The organism is Nostoc sp. CCY0012, from assembly GCF_963920855.1.
Taxonomy (GTDB): domain Bacteria; phylum Cyanobacteriota; class Cyanobacteriia; order Cyanobacteriales; family Nostocaceae; genus Cyanocohniella.
Map to the genome: position 1 here is coordinate 30,708 of NZ_CAWUDM010000043.1, position 21,076 is coordinate 51,783.

At 42.5% G+C, this 21,076-nt stretch carries 23 protein-coding genes and 1 pseudogene; 6 read left to right on the forward strand and 18 right to left on the reverse strand.

Annotation, left to right across the window (positions count from 1 at the left end):
* Positions 1-47: 47 nt before the first annotated feature.
* Positions 48-569, forward strand: a complete 522-nt coding sequence (locus ACM0OS_RS14350; RefSeq protein ID WP_414543862.1) for a sporulation/spore germination protein — start codon at positions 48-50, stop codon at positions 567-569.
* 10 nt (positions 570-579) lie between these two features.
* On the opposite strand, the gene ACM0OS_RS14355 is transcribed toward ACM0OS_RS14350, so the two are convergent.
* From ACM0OS_RS14355 to ACM0OS_RS14365, 3 genes are all read right to left on the reverse strand, one after another.
* Positions 580-861 (reverse strand): CopG family transcriptional regulator, encoded by a 282-nt coding sequence (locus tag ACM0OS_RS14355; protein WP_414543863.1) that lies wholly within the window; start codon positions 859-861, stop codon positions 580-582.
* 25 nt (positions 862-886) lie between these two features.
* Positions 887-1,480: a ParA family protein gene (locus ACM0OS_RS14360; protein WP_414543864.1), complete on the reverse strand. Its 594-nt coding sequence runs from the start codon at positions 1,478-1,480 to the stop codon at positions 887-889.
* Positions 1,481-2,189: 709 nt separating this feature from the next.
* Positions 2,190-2,348, reverse strand: coding sequence for a hypothetical protein (locus tag ACM0OS_RS14365; protein WP_414543865.1), 159 nt, complete (start codon positions 2,346-2,348; stop codon positions 2,190-2,192).
* Between ACM0OS_RS14365 and ACM0OS_RS14370 the strand changes: the two genes are divergently transcribed.
* A complete protein-coding gene (locus tag ACM0OS_RS14370; RefSeq protein ID WP_414543866.1) occupies positions 2,347-4,023 on the forward strand; it encodes an MBL fold metallo-hydrolase in 1,677 nt (558 codons plus the stop codon). The two genes, ACM0OS_RS14365 and ACM0OS_RS14370, sit on opposite strands and share 2 nt — an antisense overlap.
* A 49-nt stretch (positions 4,024-4,072) precedes the next feature.
* Here the strand turns inward: ACM0OS_RS14370 and ACM0OS_RS14375 are convergent, their stop codons facing one another.
* The 9 genes from ACM0OS_RS14375 to ACM0OS_RS14415 all read right to left on the reverse strand — a co-directional run bounded on the left by ACM0OS_RS14375 (position 4,073) and on the right by ACM0OS_RS14415 (position 10,477).
* Positions 4,073-4,384, reverse strand: coding sequence for a DUF6679 family protein (locus ACM0OS_RS14375; RefSeq protein ID WP_414543867.1), 312 nt, complete (start codon positions 4,382-4,384; stop codon positions 4,073-4,075).
* 522 nt (positions 4,385-4,906) lie between these two features.
* The gene (locus tag ACM0OS_RS14380; protein WP_414543868.1) at positions 4,907-5,122 is read right to left on the reverse strand and encodes a hypothetical protein; all 216 of its coding nucleotides are present in this window, start codon (positions 5,120-5,122) and stop codon (positions 4,907-4,909) included.
* A gap of 216 nt (positions 5,123-5,338) precedes the next feature.
* Positions 5,339-6,127, reverse strand: coding sequence for a Nif3-like dinuclear metal center hexameric protein (locus ACM0OS_RS14385; RefSeq protein WP_414543869.1), 789 nt, complete (start codon positions 6,125-6,127; stop codon positions 5,339-5,341).
* Positions 6,128-6,159: 32 nt separating this feature from the next.
* The gene (locus ACM0OS_RS14390) at positions 6,160-6,573 is read right to left on the reverse strand and encodes a secondary thiamine-phosphate synthase enzyme YjbQ (RefSeq protein WP_414543870.1); all 414 of its coding nucleotides are present in this window, start codon (positions 6,571-6,573) and stop codon (positions 6,160-6,162) included.
* Positions 6,574-7,269: 696 nt separating this feature from the next.
* Positions 7,270-7,494 carry a hypothetical protein gene (locus ACM0OS_RS14395; protein ID WP_414543871.1) on the reverse strand — a complete coding sequence of 75 codons (225 nt, stop codon included), beginning with the start codon at positions 7,492-7,494 and terminating at the stop codon, positions 7,270-7,272.
* Positions 7,495-7,790: 296 nt separating this feature from the next.
* Entirely contained in the window at positions 7,791-8,372 is a 582-nt protein-coding gene (locus ACM0OS_RS14400; protein ID WP_414543872.1) for a lysostaphin resistance A-like protein, read from the reverse strand.
* Positions 8,373-8,378: 6 nt separating this feature from the next.
* A complete protein-coding gene (locus ACM0OS_RS14405; RefSeq protein ID WP_414543873.1) occupies positions 8,379-9,464 on the reverse strand; it encodes a DUF3326 domain-containing protein in 1,086 nt (361 codons plus the stop codon).
* A complete protein-coding gene (locus tag ACM0OS_RS14410) occupies positions 9,461-9,637 on the reverse strand; it encodes a hypothetical protein (protein ID WP_414543874.1) in 177 nt (58 codons plus the stop codon). Before ACM0OS_RS14410 ends, ACM0OS_RS14405 begins: the two co-directional genes overlap by 4 nt.
* A gap of 519 nt (positions 9,638-10,156) precedes the next feature.
* Positions 10,157-10,477, reverse strand: coding sequence for a 2Fe-2S iron-sulfur cluster-binding protein (locus ACM0OS_RS14415; RefSeq protein WP_414543875.1), 321 nt, complete (start codon positions 10,475-10,477; stop codon positions 10,157-10,159).
* A 322-nt stretch (positions 10,478-10,799) separates the two neighbouring features.
* Between ACM0OS_RS14415 and ACM0OS_RS14420 the strand changes: the two genes are divergently transcribed.
* The gene (locus tag ACM0OS_RS14420; protein ID WP_414543885.1) at positions 10,800-11,231 is read left to right on the forward strand and encodes a hypothetical protein; all 432 of its coding nucleotides are present in this window, start codon (positions 10,800-10,802) and stop codon (positions 11,229-11,231) included.
* Between the two features lie 3 nt (positions 11,232-11,234).
* Complete coding sequence (locus tag ACM0OS_RS14425; protein ID WP_414543876.1) at positions 11,235-12,392, forward strand: GUN4 domain-containing protein; 1,158 nt, start codon at positions 11,235-11,237, stop codon at positions 12,390-12,392.
* Positions 12,393-12,444: 52 nt separating this feature from the next.
* Here ACM0OS_RS14425 and ACM0OS_RS14430 read toward each other — a convergent pair whose 3' ends face one another.
* Positions 12,445-13,209: a transposase gene (locus tag ACM0OS_RS14430; protein ID WP_414543877.1), complete on the reverse strand. Its 765-nt coding sequence runs from the start codon at positions 13,207-13,209 to the stop codon at positions 12,445-12,447.
* A 254-nt stretch (positions 13,210-13,463) separates the two neighbouring features.
* Between ACM0OS_RS14430 and ACM0OS_RS14435 the strand changes: the two genes are divergently transcribed.
* Together ACM0OS_RS14435 and acnB are read left to right on the forward strand one after the other, a co-directional pair.
* Positions 13,464-13,847: an endonuclease domain-containing protein gene (locus ACM0OS_RS14435; RefSeq protein WP_414543878.1), complete on the forward strand. Its 384-nt coding sequence runs from the start codon at positions 13,464-13,466 to the stop codon at positions 13,845-13,847.
* A 531-nt stretch (positions 13,848-14,378) separates the two neighbouring features.
* On the forward strand, positions 14,379-17,036 hold the full coding sequence (gene acnB, locus ACM0OS_RS14440; RefSeq protein WP_414543879.1) for a bifunctional aconitate hydratase 2/2-methylisocitrate dehydratase: 2,658 nt from the start codon (positions 14,379-14,381) through the stop codon (positions 17,034-17,036).
* A 117-nt stretch (positions 17,037-17,153) separates the two neighbouring features.
* Here acnB and ACM0OS_RS14445 read toward each other — a convergent pair whose 3' ends face one another.
* The 5 genes and pseudogenes from ACM0OS_RS14445 to ACM0OS_RS14465 all read right to left on the reverse strand — a co-directional run.
* Positions 17,154-17,678, reverse strand: coding sequence for a hypothetical protein (locus ACM0OS_RS14445; protein ID WP_414543880.1), 525 nt, complete (start codon positions 17,676-17,678; stop codon positions 17,154-17,156).
* A 167-nt stretch (positions 17,679-17,845) separates the two neighbouring features.
* Positions 17,846-18,610: an energy-coupling factor ABC transporter ATP-binding protein gene (locus tag ACM0OS_RS14450; RefSeq protein WP_414543881.1), complete on the reverse strand. Its 765-nt coding sequence runs from the start codon at positions 18,608-18,610 to the stop codon at positions 17,846-17,848.
* A gap of 9 nt (positions 18,611-18,619) precedes the next feature.
* Positions 18,620-19,273 carry an energy-coupling factor transporter transmembrane component T family protein gene (locus ACM0OS_RS14455; RefSeq protein ID WP_414543882.1) on the reverse strand — a complete coding sequence of 218 codons (654 nt, stop codon included), beginning with the start codon at positions 19,271-19,273 and terminating at the stop codon, positions 18,620-18,622.
* On the reverse strand, positions 19,266-20,189 hold the full coding sequence (locus ACM0OS_RS14460) for an energy-coupling factor ABC transporter permease (protein ID WP_414543883.1): 924 nt from the start codon (positions 20,187-20,189) through the stop codon (positions 19,266-19,268). The genes ACM0OS_RS14455 and ACM0OS_RS14460 overlap by 8 nt, the downstream gene beginning before the upstream one ends.
* Positions 20,190-20,542: 353 nt before the next feature.
* Positions 20,543-21,022, reverse strand: a pseudogene (locus ACM0OS_RS14465) (ISKra4 family transposase); the annotation flags it as partial.
* Between the last annotated feature and the right edge of the window lie 54 nt (positions 21,023-21,076).

Below are 21,076 nucleotides of genomic sequence, written 5' to 3' on the forward strand. Positions count from 1 at the left end.
ACTAGCAGTATTGAAGTTAATTAACAACCACAGGCGAACTATAAATTATGAAAAGCAAAAGACTTCTGTTACCGTTAATTGTAGTAGCGATCGCAGCTAGCATCAGTAGCTGTAGTTCCAGTCCTACTTCCACCAGTATTGATAGTGAAACACCAGCGCCTACCACCACACCCAGCACAGTTCCTAAAACCCCCGCAGCCACCTCGACAGATCCCACAGGCAAAACCACTAATGTCACCCTATATACAAGTGATCCCCAATGTCAAGAACTGATTCCCCAACAAGTGTCAGTCGCCGCAGAACAACCTGTAACAAGTGCAGTGGGTAAAATTATCGCCGAACGAGATACGGCGGACTTTAACTTGTCCGGTTATCGTGTCAACGTAGAAAATGGTGTAGCTACAGTTGATTTGCGTTTATCCCCACAGTCAAAGCGCAAATTAGTTTCTCTTTCTAGTTGTGAACAGTTTGCTTTATTTGGTAGTCTCCGCAAAACTTTAACTAGTAATGCTGAATGGAAAATCCAAGAAGTTCGCTTCACAGAACAAGGAAAAGAAGTAATTCTTTAAAATGCAGAGTTTAACTAGGGGAATTTTTTTCCTGAGTGTTAGATAACAGCCATTGCTCCACTAATTCCGCCACAATATCACTCATCTGTCGCTCTTGGGCAGCGGCTACGGTTTTTAGTTGTCGATGCAATTGTTTAGGGAGATAAATAGTGGTACGGGTATATGCTGGGTCAGTACTTTTACTGTAAGAAGTGGGTTTGTCTTCCGTAGGCTGTGGCTGATCTCTAATTTGACGACTACGAGCAGCATCTATTAAGTCATCAAAACGGCTAGTTTTTTTCTTGTTATTCAAAGTAACACCAACTCTCCATCTTCAATTACGAATTAATTATCTCTTTTCCCACCTCGGCGTAACACCGCCAAGCAATTTGGGCGTAAGAGTCTTTGACAGCATTAACTGGTACTCCTTCTAAAGCAGCGCGCTGGAAGACAGCCAGGCGGCGGATTCCTGATTTGAATACAGGTAACCCGGCATTTAACAAAGCCGTTCTCGCCTCCTCTCCCGCCTTATTGGGATTTGGGGGGATAATAGTCAGCAAAATTCGATAATTCGTCTTCAATGGTTTGAGTAATTCCACCATTTGTAGAGTTGCAGCTAAAGCGATCGCATCTGGGGTAGTGGGTATGACTAATAAATCACAACCCTTAGCAATAGTTTTTAACTCATCTGCTTCTGGTCTAGCTGGTGTGTCAATTACTATATGCTCATAAAGTTTTGCTAAACTGACCCCCTGCTTCTCATCAGCAACCTTGAATGGCAAACAACCCCGGTTTGACCAATCCAAAGCACTGCGGTTTAAATCGCCATCAACTAACAGTGTGTCAGCTTGATTTTGCAGATATGTAGCTAAGTGTAGGGCTGTTGTAGATTTTCCTACACCGCCCTTGAATGCCGCTACGGTGATAATCATTTTCTAGTGGCAAATGAATAATGTCAAGATTCTACTGTATATTCAAACATCTGAACATTTAATTATTTGGATGCTTGAACATCTAGATGCTTAATATACTAATATTTTATTTACTAAATATATATAAGCTAATAGTACATATACGAAATTTATCAAGTAAATTGAGTAATTGTTGTAAATTTAATACACGTATTTAAATGAGTAAAATATTCACAAGAAAAATACTTGGCGAATGGAAAGTGTAGATTCTGTTGGGTAAGGTACTTCCAGAAATTTATTCATGTGATATTTTCCCACCTGCTCCCTGCCCTAGCTGTAGGTGATGTAGAAACCTGACAATAAATGGACAGGTGACCCAAAAAGTTTTAGAATTCAATTAATTGTGTAAAATTACTTATTGCCCAATCAACTTAACCATAGTAAAGATTTTCTAGCGATTGAGCCGAATTGCGGAAGCACTCTATTAATATAGGAAAGTCTTTAGTAAGGAACAGCCAACAAATGGAAGTTAAGCTGATTTTAGCCGGGTTAACAGTTATATTTACTGTTTTGTGCCTATTCTTCGGCACCAAAAATGGATTTTATGATTCAGATAACTATCACGGTAATGGCTCTGCTCATTAAGCCAATTTCCTGGGACAGAATTCACCGTTTAAAACTGCAAAAGATAAATCAGGCAAGAGACAAACTTCATTTAGCCCCATTCTTGTCAACCAAATTGATCGCGTCCTCCCAAATCAATCATCTGCATTCTTAGGGTGTAGGGGCGCACAACAAAACTTACCCCTAGATCACAAAACCAAGAATTACGCTGTTCTTGGTATTTGGGGTATGTCAATGATGATGAGGTCGGAGGAGAGGAGCGCATGAGGGATAATCTGTCGGCATCCTCTGGCATTGATGCTGGGGAGGTAGCTAATGAATTAGATTGTTTGCCCTATAGTGTCCAGCATCACGATGAGGGCGTATGTTTATTAGTGCGGATGGGGCCACACCGCATACTGCTAGATTGTGGCTTGGAGGATACTTCATTATTACTACACTCGTTGGCCAAGTCAGCCCGTCGAGGCAGATCGCCCATGCCCGCAGATGTGGTGTTGATTAGTCATGCTCACCCAGATCATGCCAAAGGATTGCTAGACCTACATCAAGCTTTTCCTCTGTTACCGATTTATGCCAGCGAAGTAACCAGTAAGTTGTTGCCACTTAATTGGCTAGACCAAGACCCGAAAAATATTCCCCAACTGTGCCATGCGTTGCCGTTGCGATCGCCTGTGGAAATTCAAGAAGGTCTGGTAGTAGAATTATTTCCCGCTGGACACTTACCAGGGGCGGTAGCATTTTTACTGACATACACCACAGCAGAACGCTCATATAAACTACTATATACAGGTGACTTTTTCTTATCCAACTCACGTTTAGTAGAAGGATTGCGTTTAGAAGAATTACGGGGATTAGAGTTAAATGTACTGATAATTGAAGGCACATATGGCACAGCCAGACATCCCCACCGCCGTAACCAAGAAAATCAACTAGCCGAGCGGATTAATCGAGCGATCGCCGACCGTTGTTCAGTGCTATTGCCCACACCCGCTTTAGGCTTGGGTCAAGAACTGCTGATGTTGTTACGCTCTCATCACCACTTCACAGGCAGAGATTTAGATATTTGGGTTGACGGTGCTGTGGCCACAGGGTGTGATGCTTACTTGGAACTCTTGCCCCACCTCCCACCATCAGTGCAGAACTTCGCCCGTCATCAACCCTTATTTTGGGATGAACGAGTGCGTCCACGGGTACGACGTTTGCCACCTCAACAGCGGGGTACTGTGGGTAAGTCTCCCTGTATTGTACTGACTGACTCCACAGCTAATTTAAATCAATACTGTCAACCGGATACAGGGCCTTGGGTAATTCTGTTACCAGAAAAAATTGATATAAAAATTAATCAAGAATATGCTGCACCCACTAGTGACGAAAGCTATCTCCTCGCCCAACATAGCGATGGCCCTGGTACTACCCAGCTAATTCATAATTTGCGTCCCCAACACGTCGTTTTTGTCCACGGTTCCCCGGCTTACTTGGCTGATTTGACTAGCTTAGAGGAACTACAAAACCGTTATCACGTGCATTCTCCATCGGCTAACACCTTAGTACAACTACCCATTGGCGATACCTTTTTACAGCCCGCTCCCCCAGAAACCAACTATGAAGGCGAACTCACAGAATTAGGCACAGTCATTACCATCTCCTTACCCGATGCCATTACAACTGACCCACGCTGGCGACAGTTTGCCGATACTGGTTTAATTGAAGCGCGTTGGCAGGGTGAAGAAATAGTTTTGCGGGGGTTATCTCCACGAGAACTACTCAACCAAAATGGCGATCGCTTTACCTGGACTGATGTAGATTGTTGTGGGACTTGTCGGCATCAAAGAGGACAACGCTGTTGGAATCCTACTTCTCCGTTATATAACTTCAAAGTCACTCTTGAGGGTTACTGTCCGGCTTTTGAACGTTTGTCTAATGTTGAACCAGAAAAATAGTGAGTCCTGAGCAAGATGTAATACTCAGGACTCAGGACTTAACATTTAGTTATTCAGGATTGGATTCAGGATAATGGTTACGAATCCGCTCCGCTTCTGGACAATCTTCTGTCAACAGAGGTTCTACATTACCGCGTGGCACTGAGGCTAATTTTTGGGTCACAGAGCCAATGCTTTCGAGACGAACCATCTCCTCCCAAGCACAAACTTCGTCTTCCTCTTCTGTTTCATAGCGTAGAGTGACTAAATCCCCCTCTATATCGAGGATGCGGGCTTTTTCGATCCAGCGTTGCTGGTCCCGCAAAAATACACATACCTCCCGCCCGTCGCAACACAGTTGATAAATCTTGCGGTGTAGCATGTACTGCTTCTGCCTTTTTAAACAACGTAGTTAAACCTGTGAAATTTGGGTTTTACCCCATTTAGATAACACCATGAGAGGTCGGTTCCGTGGTTCAGAATCAGTGCGTCTGATGAATCCTAGGTATAGACAGACTCGGTTGTCTTCGTAAGAATCTAGATAAATCATCGACTTGAACTTACTGCACCGGTTGAACTCAATCCCCTTTAGGTCATTCAACGAATGTCTACTTCGTAGAAGTCACACAATTGGGTAACTCTCCTAACCAGGTTAATATTTTCTGGTGAGTACTTCCTACAAGTATGTAATAAAAAATACTCTGAATCAAGCTTTAATTGCGGTTGTTTGATTTGCCTACTTGTAATCATTGGCATTGCTGGGAAGTCTGGGAACTCAGCTTTACATTTATCCCTAATGTATTTGATCTTAACTCATTCTCCTGCCGACCTTAATGGTTTTCAACAACATTCAGCAAAGAGTTTTGAGTTGAAGGCGGTTATCTGATGCCACGCGATGGCAAATTTACCGAATTGTGTCCTGTGCGAGAAATTTTATGGGCAGTGGCGATGACGCTTCTCGTTTAATTTTACCTGCACTCACTGCATCGTATAGTGCTGTTAGGGCTGCCAAGTCTTCCGATTGATAGCACTTAGTCGCCAACACCTGATGAAGTAGACCCTCAGATTCAACACTAAGATATCCAGTTTGGAAAGCAGATTCAACGAGTGTGCGAATCATCTTGATTAGGGTATGGTGAGAGTTTTCTTATATCTAGTGTGAAACATTTTTGTTCCCGCCTAATTGATATAAAACAGTAACTACTGGTGATTTTAATTACTTAAGTTTGTGATTCAGATCACAACAGATATGGTTTAGAGGGTTTATGTGACCGTATACTGGAAGCATATAATACAAAGAAAGACAAAAAATAATTTAGTTGCTAAAAAACTAATATTACTGGAAAAATTGCCGAAAATCTTCATCTTCTTGACTTAATTCCACCCAGTCAAGATTTAAAGACCGAAATTTTTGCACCAAGCGATCGCAAGCCGGGCGTTCAGTTGCATAATGTCCAGCATCAATCAAAATTAAACCGCGATCGCGGCTTTCCTGAAACTGATGAAACTTACAATCAGAAGTAAGATAAGCTTGAGCGCCCGTTTTGACTACCGCCGAAATATAACTAGCACCAGAACCACCCAACACAGCCACACGAGAAATCTTTTGTTGTAAGTCAGCAGTTGGGGAAAAAATTAAATTCGGGGGAGCAAGTCGGGCTTGAATCGTCGTTAGTAACTCCTGTAAAGTCAGAAATGGTTCTAGTAAACCCACACGACCGTAACCCAAACCTCCTTGAGTAAGAACTATGGGCGCGACTTCCTGCAACTTTAAAATTTGTGCCAAAACATCAGCAGTCCCATCATCTACTTGGTCAAAATTTGTGTGGGCAGTGTAAACGCCGATATTGTGAGTAAAAGCTAACTTTGCCATATCCGCGATGGCCTCACCACCACATAAAGACTTAAGTGGACTAAAAATCAGAGGATGATGAGCAAAAATCAGATTAGCATTAACTGCGATCGCCTCCTGCATCACGGCCAAAGTCGGTGTCAAACAAACCAACACCCGCGCTGGTTCCTGCAAAACCCCCGGCTCAATTTGCCAGCCACAATTATCCCAACTTTCACACCAAGCAGGATTAGCCCATGCTTCAAACCAACTAATTAAATCAGCAATTTTCATATTTTAATTTTTAATGTCTTAGTCCCTAATCCCTAACTAGAAATGTGTACCACCAACTCTCTGGTATGACTACGCTGACGGTGTTCCCACACATAAATCCCTTGCCAAGTTCCCAAAACCAGATGACCACGATTAATGGGGATATGTTCAGAACTATGAGTCAGTGCTGTCCGGATATGTGCCGGCATATCGTCTGCACCTTCAGCATCGTGGATGTATTTACCTGATTCTGGGACAAGATTGGCCATAAAATTAGCTAAATCAACCAAAACATCCGGGTCGGCATTTTCTTGGATCACTAAACTAGCTGAAGTGTGGCGCAAAAATAAAGTGCAAAGACCAGTTTCCACCCCAGACTCTGCAACTATGGCTGCAATTTTTGCAGTGATATTTTGAAAAGATTTGCCAGTAGTAGAAATTCTCAGTAGCTTTTGGTAGTGAGGCATCTTTAACAGTATCTGGGCTAAAAGAAGTGTGCAAACAGTAATACTGCTTATTAGTATTATAGGTTTATTGCTGCCAGACAATTACCAAATATAAACTGCGCCCAAAAAAAGACAGAACAACGTTTTAACTAGAGCGCCGTAAGTCCCCCATTGAAATTAACTACAACTGAAGGTGATTTTGGCTGTTAAAATCTGAACGGTTTCAGTGTACGAGCTTCTGAAGTTGGGGACATAGCTTATAACTGCTGAAATTGTTGCTATATATACATTTTCGCAGTTTTTGCCCCCATTTTTTTCTCTCTTTGAGAGAAATGCGGGTAGAGTTGACATCATCTAACATTGTGGCAATTTGGCAACCAAAACTTATCTATTGCAGTTTTAATTGAGATATCAGCTGGGTCACTGAGACAATCACCTTCGTTGTCTGAGGTACGTATTACCTCTAGTCTCAGAAATCCCACTCAATTGCCAGTTGTTGACTGAGTGCTGTAGAACGCCCCTACATAGTTCAGATATGTAGCTACAGCGCAAGGTCATCGCTTCACTGCAACTGGCTATAAATCCCACCACAAACACATAGCAATTCCACACTAGCCCAGGCGAAAAGTAAAGATGTAACGCCTTATTTCTGAGAAATATCATAGGGTTTGCTGAAACAACAATCCTCATATGAAGCATGGCTGAGTGAGGGGATTATCAAGAATTAGATAATTTCTCCAGTTTCATTTTTTTGATTAATTCCATATAGACATTAACTTCATTAACTTCTACATCATGTTCAATTCGGGTGACTCTCCAGTTTTCTTTATTTATATAAATTTCTTCGCCTATTCTGGGAATAAATTGTAGATCATATAACTTTTTTAAATAATCTTTTTGCTTTTCTTCCCATAATATTACTTTGCCTACTTCTCTGCTCATTGTTTCTCCTATTTTGTTACTAATTGAAAGTAAGTATTTTGATGATATGCATACGGCAAGTTTATCTTACTCATTCAATGTCATAACGTAGTTAAAACCACATTCTTTCAATTGATTTCTTAGGAAAAATTTAAAATTATGGATTTATACAAGCTATGAAGAAACTAATAGGACTTACGCACTCGCTACGAAAATCAAGGCTTTGAGATTGCTTCCCTACGGTCGCAATAACAAAAATACGTGGTTGGTTACGTAAGTCCTGGCTAAGTTTTATAGTAATGTTAAAAACTTTCTAATTACACCTGTCGCCACTTCCAGAAAAAGCTAGAAATCCAATTTGTGATCATGTGGGCAACAATAGGTACTAGTAAGTTACCACTGATCAAAGCACTAAATCCCAGGATTAAACCAATGATCGTTGCCCAAATCACATAAGGCCATTGTTGAGGGCCGCTGAGATGCAATACACCAAATGCCAAACTAGATACTATGACAGCGACAGAATCTAAGCCCAAGGCTGGTAGCATCACACCCCTAAACAACAGTTCTTCACTTAATGCTGGTAGCAAACCTAACCAAATCAAGTCTGGTAAAACTAAAGGCTTGAGTACTATTTCTAGATAATAGTCGGCACTTTTACGATAAGGAGGACATAGGCGATAAGCTAAACCACTCAAGGCTGTAATGATTAACCCTAAGCCCACGCCCCAGAGTACATCTTTTATTGACCAGTACCACCTAAATAAGTAAAAGTTGCCATAGTTTAACCATACTCTGGCGACTATCCACAACAGGATAGCAGTTACTCCCATAGCTACTAATACTTGGGTGCGTGTCAGATAGGGAATTTCGGGTTCTGGATTTTGTTGTTCAACCACGGTTATCTAGGGAGTGGGGAGTGGGGAATTAGGAATTGGTTGTAAGGGGGTTATTTGGGGACGGAGGGACGAGGGATTTATACCTGCTTTGTGGGCTGCTAGTGTGCCTATTGCTTCCAAGTATGAGTTTACTTGTATGGATTTGATGCCTAAAGGTTTGGGGGGGACTTGGATGAGGGTTTGATTTTCCTCTACGGTAATGATTTGGCATCGTCCTTGACTTAAGCTGAGTAAGGCACTACTACCACAAGCATTTGCAGGTGCGATCGCAGCATCTACTTGATCTGCCCAAATATCATCTGGTAAAGCTGTAATATACTCTCTTTCTATAATAAATTGGGGAGCGCGGCTTAAACCCACAAGTACACACGGTAAAAAAGTATAACCTAATTCTTCGGCTGCCGACCGGGGTGATAAATTCGGGTCTGGGGGTGCAGTGGCTAAAGCGGGAGAATGGGCGCAGGGTATTTGGAAGGTTCGCACGATTAAATGACTAATTACAGCTTCTGCACCAGCTAGAGGGTCTACACCTTTACCATAACGATAGTTTTGTACTGCTTCCTCATCCATATCATCAGGGAAACGGGCGACAACTGCGATCGCTTCTGCCCCTGCTTTGTTAATTAATATTTCAGCAGCCCTAAGTAAACTATCTGGGTTACCAATTGTACCCCAACTCGCCCCTGATACCGAAGTACGTAATTCTACATTCAAAGGTGCATCAGTAATCACATAATCAGTCAAAGTTAAACCGAGGGTAGCTCTGGTTGCGTCGGCTGCTTGGAGGTGTCGTAGCCGTAATTCTGGTTCAATACCCTGGTCTAAAAGTAAACCTACTTTATTACAACGTACCGGACGTAAACCCCAGCATCCCGCAGCAAACTTGTCCAACCCGTAACCCTCCACATATAAAGCGTTAGGGATATTCCAGTACAAACTTGCACCATTAAGGACATTGGGGTGAGTAATCAGGCGATCGCAAACCTGTGATATAACTCTTGCTACTGGCAAAGCATCACCGGCATAACCGCCAATAGCTGCCCCCACGCCAGTAGGTACAATTAAAATCGCAGTGTACGGACGTTGATTCACTCAGCTAAAGTCACAACAGCTTCTACAGTAGCCTTTTCTTGTTCCTCATCCACAGAAGTAATTGCCCAACGCAGAGGTTCACCTTGTTTTTGCAATTCTGCTTCAATCACCTGTTGCAACTCAGAAGGAGTTTCTTGTAAATCAACTTCTGCGGTAATAAAATGAGTTGTCATCGCCGTAAATCCTTTTGCTTACCAGTTTCTAGAATATCTTAATATAGTCATTCGCCAAGAGAATGTTTGTAAACTCTCATTTATTTTTAGCCCTGGCGACTAGCTGACTTTTCACTTCATGTGGAAAATCTGACTTCCAAATCAGGAATTTAAAGTCTCTCTCCTTGTAGGCTACCGTGTATACACAAATCATATGATCCCCCTAAATTCCCCTTAAAAAGGGGGACTTTGATTCTTTTCCCCCCTTTTGAAGGCTGCGGTGTACACACATTTTTGTGCTGCGTACAAAATGTAGATTGATCCCCCTAAATCCCCCTTATCAAGGGGGACTTTGATTCTTTTCCCCCCTTTTTTCTACGCCGAAGGCGCATCCCCGAAGGGGTTTAGGGGGGTTAGGGGGGATCGAAACACTATTAGGTAACTTGATAAAACTTGTGTGTACACCGTAGCCTTGTAGGAGAGAGGTTTTCCAGATACCATGAAAAGTTAGGGCAACTAGAAGTCGCGGCTGTTCACTGATTATTGGTCTTTACCAAATTGCAACTGATAAACAATTTCTTCCTTTTCTGTTTCCACCTTCAAATCAGAACGGGGATAAGCAACACACAGCAAAGCATAACCTTGTTGTTGCAGTTCTAAACTAACCCCCATCCCATCAGCTTGGTCTACAGTTCCCTCAGTAATTTGACCAGCACAGGTAGTACAAACACCTGCATGACAAGAACTCGGTAAATCTAGACCAGCAGCATCAGCCACCGATAAGATTGTTTCATTTTCAGGAACTTGCAAAGTATGAATTTTACCTTGGTGGTTAATTTCAACGGTGTAAGTCTTAGACATAATACTAAAAAGCCGGATGCAACAGACAAATTTATTATTGTATCTGAATTAGCTAAAAATATTGCAGATATTCAATAAACTTTTGACTTTCCATGAGGGCGCGATCGCAACCACCCCATAACCTAAAATCAAACTAACTTTGCGGCTTTGCGTGAGACAAATCAATATTATTCAAGGGATAACTGTAGAGTTCTATAATAAACACAAAGAAATTAGTTAAATTTGCGTAATTATAATCATGCGCGATTATGCTTTGTCTAGACTTCGCGATCGCGTCGTCTTAAAAACTGTATCTGTCAGCCTGCCTTTTGGCATTGGTTCCATGACCTGGAACACTGACCCCACAGAACGGAAAGCCGCTTGGTCGCTGTATGTAGAGTTGGTGACGCGCATTGCTGTACAACCATTAGAAGTTGACCAGGGTTTAGTCAGAGAAGCCTTGAACTCTCTTTATAGTTTATTTGGCACAACCCGCGAAGTTCTCAAAGCTGCGGGGCCTGATGTGGGTGCTAGTCGTGATTCTGTGGGGGGAATCGCCATTGCGGTGTTGAATAATGGGTTAAGACCGTTTTTATCCAAATGGCATCCGTTATTGCAAGCGTGGGAGGCTAGGCGAGATGTGGGTGTGAGTCCCAAGGAACATGAACAGAGTTGGTCTGAGGAAGCGTCAGTAAGGCGTGAGTTAGAGGCTTTGCGTGGGGATTTAGAACAGTATGCTAAGGCTTTGGCGACTATTGCAGGTGTGGGAGAGTAATAAGTGGAACAGTTTGATGTGTTTCTGGCTCACAATAGTCAAGATAAGCCCCAGGTTATAGAAATTGCTCGAAATCTTAAGCAGAATGGTTTGAACCCGTGGTTAGATAAAGAGCAAATTTTTGCAGGAGACAATATTCAGAAAGTTGTCTTCGCAGGGATTTCGCAATCTAAAGTAGGTGCTTTTTTTATTAGTCAAAATGGATTAGGTACTTTTCAGGAGCATCTTGAACTTGGTGCAATAATTCAATTTTTTCTGAAAAAAAACAAAGCACAAAATTTTCGCGTTATTCCCGTCTTACTTCCTGGTATTAATGATATTCCAGAAGATTTATTTTATTTGAATCAATGGGCTTGGATAAGATTCAAGAGTGTAAATGATGAAGAGGCATTAGAAGATTTAATACGTGGTATTAGAGGTAGAGGAACAGAAGTCAAAGCGCAACCAAGAATTCAAATCCCCGATACAACACCCATAATTCAGCCTCAACCACCAAAACCAATTCCTGAGCCAGCAAAAGATGACCTATCCTCTGAAAAAGGCATAGACTACACCAAACTACGCGACTTACTCGCAGCAAAAAACTGGGAGGAAGCCGATATGGAAACCTATCGGGTGATGATTCAGGCTGTAGGTAAGGAAGAGGGCGACTACTTTGACCAAGACGAACTCTTAAATTTTCCTTGCACTGACCTACGCACAATTGACCGCTTGTGGGTAAAATACAGCAATGGACATTTTGGCTTCAGTGTCCAAAAGGAAATATACTTGAGCGTAGGCGGTAAAGCTGACGGCAAGTATGACTCAGAAGCCTGGAAAAAGTTTGGCGATCGCGTAGGATGGAGAGTGAATAATAGTTGGATATATTATTCTGATGTAACTTTTGACACATCTTCCCCTAGAGGACACCTCCCGCTGGGTGTGGGAATTCGTTTCGGATGGAGAGTGAATAATAGTTGGATATATTCTAATGATGTAACTTTTGACACATCTTCCCCTTGGAGACACCTCCCGCTAGAGGTGCTAAATGATAATATTAAATCGATATATCAAGAGATAATAAATGATAATATTAAATCGATATATCAAGAGATTATGACAAAGAGGAGGGTGGGGAAATTCTCTTCTCTCGCATCGAGACTTGTAAACTGTAACATTTAAGGCTTTCCGACATTTATAAAGATTTATTACAAGCCCCAAATGCACGGTATAATCAACATTTCAGATTTCCGATACCTGGCACTGCGGGGTTATAACAGTTCGCCTGAATAAACTTTTCTGCTACCTCCTGCACCTCCGTACTTTCAGTTACCCTCTGCTTGTCCCAAGGTAAACTCATCTGTCCCGGTGATTTCTTCTTACCTTTATTCTTTAACGAAGGTAAAAAACGACTACCCCAACCGTTCTTTTTTTCCGGCTTCGGCTTCGGGCGATATTTCTTACAAAACTGACGATATTTAGCTGCACATTCTTCTAATGTTCTCCCCAGTAGCAAAAACGCCGGATGCCATTGAGTGATACCATCATTACTCAAGCGGTCATGAGTGCCATAATTGCTAAAGTCGTAGAAATAACCCTGCTGTATGCCGGCTGCTTTCGGGTTAGCGTGGATATATCGCAGAGTATTTAATGCACGCTGTTTATCTGTATTAGCAAAACCTGTACTGTGATAACGCTTTTCCCAAAAATGTCCTGTGCGGTTAAGCATCCGGTTAAAACACATAGCAGTGTACCAATTCAACCAGTGCATAATTTTAGGTAAGTCTTCCGGTTGTTTTGGTTCTAGTAAATAATGCACATGATTACTCATAATGCACAGGGCATAAAGTTTAAATTGATATTTTTCCTGTGCTTTTTTAATGGCGTAAAGAAAAACTTCACGACATTCTAAGCGGGTTAGGCGAAATTCGCGGTTATTGCAGCGTGTTGTGATGTGGTAGGAGAAACCTGATTGTAAGTTGCGTTTTGGGCGAGACATAGGACGTTGTGTTGATCCCCCTAAATCCCCCTTAAAAAGGGGGACTTTAAGAGGTTTTTCTTTTTTTAAGCTATAGTTTACACAACAGTTATTCGATATCTTTAAATTATTCTTAAAAAGAGTGACTTTAATTCTAATCCCCCCCTTTTTAAGGGGGCTAGGGGGGATCAATAAGTACCTAAAATCACAACCAACTACTTTTCAAACACCTCTTGATTTTATGTCCCAATTTTTCAAATATACAAACATAAAATATGACAAACAACCTTAACAGTAGCGATTTCCATTTACCTTACAATCCAAAACTTGTAGAAAGAGCAAAAGAACTTCGCAAAAACATGACACCAGCCGAAAAGAAGCTGTGGTCTGAGTATCTGAAGAATTTTCAATTTCGCGTTTTAAGGCAACGACCCATTCATCATTTTATAGTTGATTTCTACTGTCCGACTTTACAAGTAGTGATTGAAGTTGATGGTAATAGCCATTTTACAGATGAAGGTCAAGACTATGACATAGAGAGAACAAGAATTTTAGAAGGATATGGTTTAAAGATTATTAGGTTTACAAATAGTCAAGTTTTTAATCAGTTTGATAGTGTGTGTATGCAGATACAGAGTTTAATCACACCTAAATCCTAAAGGTTGTTTAAAAAGTTATTGGTTGTAATTTTAGGCACTTATGATCCCCCCTTCAAAAGGCTCCGGTGTACACACAAGTCTTATCAAGTTGCCGAGTAGTGTTTCGATCCCCCCTAGCCCCCCTGAAAAAGGCTAAGGTGTACACACAAGTCGTATCAAGTTGCCTAATAGTGTTTCGATCCCCCCTAGCCCCCCTTAAAAAGGGGGGAAAATTTCTTAAAGTCCCCCTTTTTAAGGGGGATTTAGGGGGATCAAGCCACATTTTGCACCCAGTACAGAGATGTGTGTACACGGTAGCTGAAAAAGGGGGGGGAAATTTCTTAAAGTCCCCCTTTTTAAGGGGGATTTAGGGGAATCTAAAAGTATTTGATACATCACAAAAGACTTTTCAAACATCCTTTAAAACCAAATTGCTAATAACCAATTACTCATGAGGCTTCCAGATATAAAAATCAGGTAAACTTTTATAGCCAAGTCTTGCCTAAAAATATTTCATAATTAAAGGGAGAACATCCCAATGGAGAACACAAAATGCTAGAAAAATACCGTCAACATGTTGCGGAACGCGCCCAACTCGGTATTCCCCCTTTACCATTGGATGCGAAGCAAACCTCAGAATTATGTGAATTACTGAAGAATCCACCAGAGGGTGAAGAAGATACATTATTACATTTATTGCGCGATCGCATTCCCCCTGGTGTCGATGAAGCGGCTTATGTCAAAGCTGGATTCCTCACTGCGATTGCTAAAGGCGAAATCACTAGTCCTTTGGTTTCACCCATCGCCGCCGTAGAATTACTGGGAACGATGGTAGGCGGTTACAATGTGCAGTCTTTAATTGACTTGTTACAAATTTCCAGCACCGACTCAGAATCAGGCGAAGCACCTTTAGTGATGCGGGGGGAAGGTAGAGAACCCATCGCCGCCCACGCCGCCGCCGCCTTGAGTAAAATTCTTTTGGTGTATGATGCCTTTCATGATGTTTTGGAATTATCCCAAAGCAATCTTTTTGCCAAGCAGGTAGTTGACTCTTGGGCGAAAGCAGAATGGTTTACCAGTCGTCCCACATTACCAGAAGCTGTCACCGTCACCGTGTTTAAAGTCCCTGGGGAAACCAACACCGATGACTTATCCCCAGCTACCCACGCCACCACCCGCCCGGATATTCCTTTACACGCCTTAGCTATGCTAGAGTCACGGCAACCTGGAAGCTTAGAATTAATTGCCGAGTTAAAGCAAAAAGGACATCCCGTAGCTTATGTAGGCGATGTTGTGGGTACTGGTTCCTCGCGGAAATCTGCCATCAACTCAGTATTGTGGCATTTAGGAGATGATATCCCTTATGTACCCAACAAACGCGCTGGGGGGTATATTTTAGGTAGTGCGATCGCTCCTATCTTTTTCAACACAGCTGAAGATGCCGGTGCTTTGCCTATTGAATGCGATGTCACCAACTTAGAAACTGGTATGGTGATTACCATTCATCCCTACAAAGGCGAAATCACCAACGCAGACGGCGAAGTTATTTCCACCTTCACCCTCAAACCCGAAACCATCTTTGATGAAGTCCGCGCCGGGGGACGCATCCCCCTACTAATTGGACGTACCCTCACCGACAAAACCCGCGAAGCCCTAAATTTAGCACCCAGTACCGTATTTATTCGTCCTCACCAGCCCAATGACACAGGTAAAGGCTACACCCTCGCTCAGAAAATGGTGGGTAAAGCTTGCGGTTTACCTGGTGTACGTCCGGGGACATCTTGCGAACCCATCATGACCACCGTTGGTTCTCAGGATACCACAGGCCCCATGACCCGCGACGAATTAAAAGAACTCGCTTGTTTGGGTTTCAGTGCAGACTTAGTAATGCAGAGTTTCTGTCACACAGCCGCCTATCCCAAACCAGTAGACATCAAAACTCACCAAGAACTACCAGATTTCTTTGCCCAACGGGGTGGTGTCGCCTTACGTCCCGGCGATGGTATTATTCACTCTTGGTTAAATAGGATGCTATTACCCGACACCGTGGGAACCGGTGGTGACTCCCACACCCGCTTCCCCTTGGGAATTTCCTTCCCCGCTGGTTCTGGGTTAGTCGCCTTTGCTGGTGCATTGGGTGTCATGCCTTTAGATATGCCAGAATCAGTTTTAGTACGCTTCAAAGGGGAATTGCAACCCGGTATTACTTTGCGGGATATCGTCAACGCCATTCCTTATGTTGCCATTCAAAAAGGTTTGCTAACAGTAGAGAAGCAAAACAAGAAAAACATCTTCTCTGGCAAGATTTTGGAAATGGAAGGCTTACCAGATTTAAAAGTAGAACAAGCCTTTGAACTTACCGATGCTTCCGCAGAACGTTCTTGTGCAGGTTGTACAATTAAACTGAGTATCGAGACAGTTGCCGAATATCTGCGTTCCAATGTATCGCTGTTAAAGAACATGGCAGCCAGAGGTTACAGCGACGCACGTACTATTATGCGCCGGGTAGCCAAAATGGAAGAATGGTTAGCAAATCCTGTATTAATGGAAGCTGACGAAGACGCGGAATATGCAGAAATCATTGAAATTGATTTGAACGAAATCACAGAACCAATTGTGGCTGCACCTAACGATCCTGATAATATAAAATTATTATCGGAAGTTGCCAATGACCCAGTACAAGAAGTATTTGTAGGTTCTTGTATGACCAATATCGGTCATTATCGGGCAACAGGTAAAGTATTAGAAGGTGCAGGTGAAGTTAAAACTCGCCTGTGGATTTGTCCCCCCACTCGCATGGATGAACACCAACTCAAAGAAGAAGGTGTGTATAACATCTTTGAAACTGCAAATGCGCGTACAGAAATGCCTGGATGTAGTTTGTGTATGGGAAATCAGGCGCGAGTTGCTGACGGCACAACTGTGTTTTCTACCTCAACTCGTAACTTCAACAATCGCATGGGTAAAGATGCGCGAGTATATCTTGGTTCCGCCGAATTAGCCGCAGTTTGCGCTTTACTAGGACGCATCCCCACAGTCCAAGAATATATGGATATTGTGGCGCAGAAAATTCATCCTTTTGCTGATGATTTATATCGGTATTTGAACTTTAATCAAATTGCCGGTTTTGAAGATGAAGGGCGAGTGATTGCTTTAGAAGATATGCCCAGAATTGAAGATATTTTGGGTATGCCTACAGCAGCGAAGTAGATAATAGTAGGGTGGGTAATGCCCACCTGATTACATAATTTTTTTTAAAATATATTGGCGTTGATCAAAACCCGGATGGCAGGGGAAATAAGCGAATTTTGCTCCCCTGCTCCCTGCTCACGGCTCCTCTGCCTCTTTGATCACCCTGCCTGCCCCCTGCCCCTTTTCCTCTTTTTGACCACAGTATTTATTCAAGTCATCGACTAAAGCATCTGATTCCTTACCAGCTGTTTCGGCTGCTGAAGTCAGAGCGGTATCAATTTCTGTTCTCGCTTTTTGGAGCTTTTCCCTACCGGCTGGTGATGCTTCAGCACTTTTAGCTACACCAAGTGCTTGCGCGGCTTTGGCGATCGCTTGACTTAAATTTTCAAATACTCTCACAAAACCGCTTTGAAGTTCCCGCAAATTGGGGTCTGATAATTTTAATTCTTCTAAGGAGCGAGTAATCACAAGCAAATCCTGAGAAAGTTGTAAGCTGGTTACTACTTGCTGTCCTTTATTTTGATCGATTAGAGAATTGCCGGCATTTACTACCTGAATTAGTTGCTGACATTGAGAAATTTTATCTTCACAACCATTAACTAACAAAGCAACACTTAGACCAAGAGGAACAATCACAATTAATTTACGCCACACAAACATTAAGTATCCCACCACCAATAAAACCCAAACAATACTAGCTAATAATTTGATAAATGATCAGTAAAAAATGCTTGGAGTTCCCACTGTTGAGGAACTCCAGACAATAAATTAACTAGAGGATAATCTCACGCAAATACAAGCCAGTGCGTTGGGCGGGGGGAGCAACGCTACCAATCTACTGGTAAACCCAATTGGTCTAAAGTATCTTTTTCTTGCAACAGCGGTTGAATTTCACTATCTATTTGAACACGACCACCAGAGATTACCAAGGCGCGTTGAGTTACTTTACCCAACCAATGTAATTCATGGGAGGCAATTAACATCACCTGCACAGGCAATTTTAATAATACTTGTGCCAAATGCCGTCGCCATGCTGGATCAAGTCCGTTAGTTGGCTCATCTAAAATCAAAATTGTTGGCTCTAAAGCGAGAATCGCTGCCAAAGCTGCAAGTCGTCTTTGTCCTCCAGACAGTTCATGGGCGGAACGGTTGGCGTAGGCTTCTAGACCAAAGTCTGCTAATAATTGCCTGGCTCGATCAATGGCTATGGCTGGTGGTACACCGTAATTACGCGGCCCGAAAGTAATATCTTCTAAGATTGTGGGCATAAACAGTTGGTCGTTGGCATCTTGAAAGCCAAAACCGATGTAACGGCGTACTTGGGGGAGAGTTTTCGGTGTTACTGAGATGCCATTAATCAAGATTTTTCCTGATTTTGGTTGTTTTAAGCCAATCAAGTTTTCCAATAAAGTACTTTTACCAGAACCAGTGGCGCCCATTAATGCTACGCGATTACCTACATTTAAACTAAAGGAAACTTCTTGCAATACTGGCTCTCTATTGCCATAGGCAAACACCAAGTTTTGCACCTCGACTACAGTGGGGTGGGGGTTATCTGTAGGAATTGGGGGATAAGAACTCAAAGATTTCAAAATAACTGACTAAATCCTGTAAGAAGTTATGGTCAAACAAGCCGCGATCGCCCAAGCTACTAATAAGACAAAACGCTCTTGTGGTCTGAATGTAGAATCTACAGGTAATGTCCCATTGTAGCCACGAATTACCATTGCTGCGTACACACGCTCTGCTCTGTCTAGAGTGCGGAGATATAACGCGCCAATCATCGCCGCGCTGGTATAGCGCAACCATCCCATAGCACCATTTAAACCTCGTAGTTGGGCGCTACGTTGCATCCGCGTTACTTCGTCTAGCAAAATTTCTAGGTATTGCCCAGCTAAAAGTAAATTTTCTTTGATGGCGGCTGGTACAGGTAAGCTTTTTAAAGCGATACCGAAACTATGGGGCGGTAAGGTTAACAAAAAACTGTTCATAGTCACAAGACAAACGAGGGAACGCACCAACAAAAAACTCGCCCGTTCCCATCCTAAAGGCAATGCCATGAATGACAGGAAAATTAATTCTGTACCCAGTAATCCGCTTAATTGGAGCAGGGGTACACGCAAAAGTGCTGCCCAGATGCAAGCGATCGCACCATATACACCCAACCAAGGCCAAGCCTCATAATTTAATAAAGCCGCCCCCACGACAATTACTAACGACAAATGCAAACGTAACGGCAAAGCAACTTTAAGCATTTTTAGGTTTCACTACCTTGGCAATTCCAAAGGCCACACCAAAGCAAACAACCGCTCCCAAAAGCCCAGCAATACTAGTACTAATGGCCCCTAAGGCTTCGTTTTCATAGTCAGCAAAAGGCGTTGGAACTTGTATTCGCACTTGTTCGGCTAAGTCAATGAAGCCTATATCTTCTGCTACTCTTTCCAAACCATCAGGCCACCCTGACGCTACCAGCGATAACACACCAGCCACCAATAAAATGCTGATTACAGGTACTAACCAGCCTTGAAATTGCTGTTGTTCTCCAGGAAGTAAATCAGGCCTGGCTGTGGCTAAATAAAACAGTACACCACCAGTAATTAAGCCTTCGCCAATGCCAATTAAAATATGTACCCCCGTCATGGCTGGTAAAACTACGGCTAAGGATGCAGTTCCCGATAGCACTAACTCAATGGCACAAGCTACAGATGCCGCAACGATACTAATACCCGCAGCAATGCCAGCCGCTAGGGGTAAACGCGTTCTTGAGCCACCTAACAACCGTTGCAAGGTTTGGGTTAATATCCAGCCTACCCAAACGGCAATTACGCCTAAGTTCAAAATATTTGCTCCCAAGGCTGTGATCCCACCATCGGCAAATAGCACAGCTTGAATAATTAAGACTGTGGATATACACAACATCCCAGCCCAAGGGCTACCCAAGACAATGGCGGCTAAGGTTGCTCCCGCCAAGTGACCACTAGTACCACCTGCTACGGGAAAATTGATCATCTGGGCAGCAAAAATAAAGGCAGTAGTTAAACCCAGTATAGGGGCGCGACGGATACCAAAAGCTGTTTGCGATCGCGCGCTGGCAATCACCAGTGCTACAGCACTAGCTAAACCAGTTACCCCAGCTACGGGAGCAGAAATAAATCCATCAGGAATATGCATGATGTGGCCTGTGTTGAATGTATTGACTTACACAATTTTTTCCGGCATTAAATCTAATAGAAAACAATATTTTTGTTTCCTTTTCAATGCCCTATTGGGGGATTTTAGGTATTACTTAGGTAAGATAGACAATAAAATCACCATCAGATAATATAATTGTTTATGTAATTATTAAATTTAGTTAATTTTATTTTTAGGTTTAGCTTGAGTATTGACCAATTATATTATTTACCAATCTTCTATAGGACTCAGGGTAAGCGCATTTCAAACCCTATTGACAAGAGGATTTTAAAGCATCATGATGATGAGATAAACAAGCAGCAAGAAGGGAGCATCTCATTTTTTGAAGTAGCTCAAACCGATAATAATCCATTGAGGTAGGCACAACGATGAGCAAGGACTTGAGGCACATTTTCGCGCTTCCATTGCGCTCCAGAAATCTTAGTTCGACGGTCAACTTGTTTAACGGCAGATTCAACCGACCCAGAACCAATTGAACAAATTTCCTCAGCTTGATGGTATTCGTAATTGATAATACGCTGGCGATGTTTATCGAGATAATGACAAAAGTTTTGTGCTTGTTTACCTTTGCAATCAGTAAATAAGCCTTTAGCTGCCTCTACTTGACCTTTCCAAAGTAAAGCTTGTGCTTTCTTAAGACGTTTGAGTGAACCCCCGACTTTGTGGAGGTTTTCCATGAGATGGAACCAATCAAGCACTTCTCGGCGTTGTACGTTAGGCGCTAGTTGGTCAATGATGTTCCAAATGCCGTCATGTCCATCACCAATACAAGTGACTGTGCTAGCCAGTGTTTGGTCATTCACCCAATCAACTTAACGGGTGACAAGAAGGCTAAACAGCTTGTTTAATAAGGGATAGAGCCTGAA

Coding starts and splice junctions, on each gene's coding strand:
- ACM0OS_RS14390 (WP_414543870.1), bottom strand. CDS start 6,573: ATGCCTCACTACCAAAAGCTACTGAGAATTTCTACTACTGGCAAATCT.
- acnB (WP_414543879.1), top strand. CDS start 14,379: ATGCTAGAAAAATACCGTCAACATGTTGCGGAACGCGCCCAACTCGGT.
- ACM0OS_RS14430 (WP_414543877.1), bottom strand. CDS start 13,209: ATGTCTCGCCCAAAACGCAACTTACAATCAGGTTTCTCCTACCACATC.
- ACM0OS_RS14375 (WP_414543867.1), bottom strand. CDS start 4,384: ATGCTACACCGCAAGATTTATCAACTGTGTTGCGACGGGCGGGAGGTA.
- ACM0OS_RS14460 (WP_414543883.1), bottom strand. CDS start 20,189: ATGCATATTCCTGATGGATTTATTTCTGCTCCCGTAGCTGGGGTAACT.
- ACM0OS_RS14420 (WP_414543885.1), top strand. CDS start 10,800: ATGACCTGGAACACTGACCCCACAGAACGGAAAGCCGCTTGGTCGCTG.
- ACM0OS_RS14435 (WP_414543878.1), top strand. CDS start 13,464: ATGACAAACAACCTTAACAGTAGCGATTTCCATTTACCTTACAATCCA.
- ACM0OS_RS14365 (WP_414543865.1), bottom strand. CDS start 2,348: ATGCGCTCCTCTCCTCCGACCTCATCATCATTGACATACCCCAAATAC.
- ACM0OS_RS14410 (WP_414543874.1), bottom strand. CDS start 9,637: ATGACAACTCATTTTATTACCGCAGAAGTTGATTTACAAGAAACTCCT.
- ACM0OS_RS14380 (WP_414543868.1), bottom strand. CDS start 5,122: ATGATTCGCACACTCGTTGAATCTGCTTTCCAAACTGGATATCTTAGT.
- ACM0OS_RS14445 (WP_414543880.1), bottom strand. CDS start 17,678: ATGTTTGTGTGGCGTAAATTAATTGTGATTGTTCCTCTTGGTCTAAGT.
- ACM0OS_RS14415 (WP_414543875.1), bottom strand. CDS start 10,477: ATGTCTAAGACTTACACCGTTGAAATTAACCACCAAGGTAAAATTCAT.
- ACM0OS_RS14395 (WP_414543871.1), bottom strand. CDS start 7,494: ATGAGCAGAGAAGTAGGCAAAGTAATATTATGGGAAGAAAAGCAAAAA.
- ACM0OS_RS14360 (WP_414543864.1), bottom strand. CDS start 1,480: ATGATTATCACCGTAGCGGCATTCAAGGGCGGTGTAGGAAAATCTACA.
- ACM0OS_RS14455 (WP_414543882.1), bottom strand. CDS start 19,273: ATGCTTAAAGTTGCTTTGCCGTTACGTTTGCATTTGTCGTTAGTAATT.
- ACM0OS_RS14350 (WP_414543862.1), top strand. CDS start 48: ATGAAAAGCAAAAGACTTCTGTTACCGTTAATTGTAGTAGCGATCGCA.
- ACM0OS_RS14385 (WP_414543869.1), bottom strand. CDS start 6,127: ATGAAAATTGCTGATTTAATTAGTTGGTTTGAAGCATGGGCTAATCCT.
- ACM0OS_RS14370 (WP_414543866.1), top strand. CDS start 2,347: ATGAGGGATAATCTGTCGGCATCCTCTGGCATTGATGCTGGGGAGGTA.